We start from the raw sequence: 1,800 nt of genomic DNA on the forward strand, positions 1-1,800 counted from the left end.
CCCCGCGGGGCCGGCGACCGGGCGCGGGGTGCGCGTGTGCGTGGTGGATTCGGGGGTGGAGCGCGACCACCCGCTGGTCGGCCCGGTGGACGGCTCCTGGGTGGTGGTCAAGGACGGGGAGAGCGGCGCCGTCTCGGTCGAGCCGACCACGACGGGGGACACGTGCGGGCACGGTACGGCGTGCGCGGGCATCATCCGCCGCACCGCACCCGACTGCGAGCTGCACAGTGTCCGCGTGCTCGGCGAGCGCTTCTCCGGTACCGGGGAGGTGCTGATGGCCGGGCTGCGGTGGGCGGTGGAGCAGCGCTTCGACGTGGTCAACCTGAGCCTGTCGACCACCCGGACCAGATTCGCCCCGGAGCTGCACGGTCTGGCCGACCACGCCTACTTCGCCCGCACGGTGATCGTGGCGTCGGCCCACAACACGCCGGTGGAGAGCTTCCCCTGGCGGTTCGCCTCGGTGATCTCCGTCGGCAGCCACCAGGAGGACGATCCGGAGCTGCACCTGTACAACCCGGAGCCCCCGGTGGAGTTCTTCGGCCCGGGCCAGAACGTGTCGGTGCCCTGGCTGGGCGGCCGGACGATCCGCACGACCGGCAACAGCTTCGCCACGCCGTACATCGCGGGCCTCTGCGCCCGGGTCCTCTCCGCCCACCCCGGGATGACGGCCTTCCAGCTCAAGAACGCCCTCTATCTGTCCGCGGCCAATGTGCACGTCGGCCCGCGTCCTTCCACAGCGGCAGGAGATATCCCGTGACGACTCCGAGAACTGACATCACGCTCGCCTCCCTCCCCACGCCCGGCGAGGCCGCCCGGCACGAACTGCTCCAGTCGGTCGTCGACGTGGCACGCGCGATCTTCGGGGCCGCCGCCAGCTCCGTCTTCCTGCTCGACGAGGAGGCCGACGAACTCGTCTTCCAGGCGGTCTCCGGCGAGGGTGAGGAGTTCCTGGTGGGTCGCCGCTTCCCCGCGGGGCGCGGCATCGCGGGCTGGGTGGCCACCTCGGGCGAGCCGATGGTGGTGGACGACCTGGTCAGCGACCCGTCCTTCGACCGGTCCCTGGCGGAGTCCACGGCGTACGTCCCGCAGGCGCTGATGGCGGCCCCGCTGATCAGCGACTCCCGTGTCCTGGGCGTGCTGGAGGTGCTGGATCCGTCGCCCCAGGCGCGGTCGGGCGTCCGCGAGCTGGACCTGCTGGCTATGTTCGCCCGGCAGGCGGCCGCCGCACTGCGGGTGGCGGCCCCGGTCCCGGTCGCGGCGGGGAGCACCGGCCGGATGCTGGACGGTGCCCGGCGGGAGGACGCGCTGCAGCTGCTCGGCAGCTTGGAGCGGCTGCTGCGGGGCACGGGCTGAGGTACATACGCTGGGCGCGGGAGTGGCGGCCGGTCCGACGGGCAGGAGCCGTCGGAGCGCCGGGCTCCGCTCCCGCGCAGGACGGAAGGACACGCACGTGAAGCTCGCTTTCTCCACCCTCGGAGTGCCGGGGATGCCGGTCGCCGACGTCGTGCGGCTCGCCGCCGAGCACGGTTACGCGGGGGTGGAGTTGCGCACGCACCCCGAGGAGCCGGTGCACACCGGGCTGACGCCCGCCGAACGGGCCGCCGTAGCCGAGGAGTTCGCGCGGGCCGGGGTCGAGGTCCTGGCCCTGGCCGGGTACGTACGGGTCGCCGCCGAGGGCGACGACGAGGCCGTGGTGGCCGAGCTGGCCGAGCTCGTGGAGCTGGCCCGCGACCTGGGGGCGGCCCACGTGCGCGTGTTCCCGGGCGGTGGTGACCGGGACCCCGCCGAGGCCGACGCGGC

General features: G+C 73.9%; 2 protein-coding genes and 1 pseudogene. All 3 read left to right on the forward strand.

What is annotated here, in order from left to right; genetic code table 11:
* Positions 1–773 (forward strand): annotated as a pseudogene (locus ABZ371_RS32315) (S8 family serine peptidase); the annotation flags it as partial.
* Between the two features lies 1 nt (position 774).
* Entirely contained in the window at positions 775–1,353 is a 579-nt protein-coding gene (locus ABZ371_RS32320; protein ID WP_358686446.1) for a GAF domain-containing protein, read from the forward strand.
* A 97-nt stretch (positions 1,354–1,450) separates the two neighbouring features.
* Positions 1,451–1,800 (forward strand): sugar phosphate isomerase/epimerase (locus ABZ371_RS32325; RefSeq protein ID WP_358686444.1); only part of this gene is annotated, 350 nt, incomplete at its 3' end.

It is taken from the genome of Streptomyces sp. NPDC005899, assembly GCF_040629645.1.
Lineage (GTDB): Bacteria > Actinomycetota > Actinomycetes > Streptomycetales > Streptomycetaceae > Streptomyces.